The following is a 517-nucleotide window of genomic DNA, read 5'->3' as shown; positions in this document are numbered from 1 at the left end:
GGGCGGGATCGGTGTGCAGCTCGTCCAGGGGGAAGGGAGCCGGCCGTACGGGGCGCTGCGCCGAGACGACGGTCAGCGGCACGATGGTCTGCCGGGCCCAGCAGCCGAAGTCGTAGATGTTGAGCGGGAACCACTTGGGCAGATAGATCATTTCGGGCGGCAGCTCGGGCAGGTCGTCCCACTTCCACCAGCCGAACAGGGCGAGCCAGATACGGGTGAAGACCCGGCTCCCGGCGATTCCGCCCTGCTCACGCACCCATTGGGAGGCGCGCGCCATGTGCGGGGCTTCCGGACTGTCCCCGGCCAGCCGCAGCGCGACATAGGCCTCGATGGTGGCGGAGAGTTCACCGGGACCGCCGTGGAAGGTGGCCCAGGTACCGTCCGCCCGCTGTTCACCGCGGATGAAGAGGGCCGCGGCCTCGGTGGTACGGGCGTCCTGGACGCCGAGGAACTGCCGCAGCAGCAGATCCTCCGCGTCCATGGTCACATTGGTCTCCAGGTCGCCCTTCCACCAGCC

Annotated in this window: 1 pseudogene; it reads right to left on the bottom strand. The window is 69.2% G+C overall.

Annotated features, from left to right (window positions below):
- Positions 1–517, bottom strand: a pseudogene (locus BFF77_RS13815) (squalene--hopene cyclase); the annotation flags it as partial.

The organism is Streptomyces lushanensis (genome assembly GCF_001700515.1).
Lineage (GTDB): Bacteria > Actinomycetota > Actinomycetes > Streptomycetales > Streptomycetaceae > Streptomyces > Streptomyces lushanensis.
The sequence above is the reverse complement of the archived record's forward strand: the minus strand, read 5'-3'. Positions and strand labels throughout refer to the sequence as shown.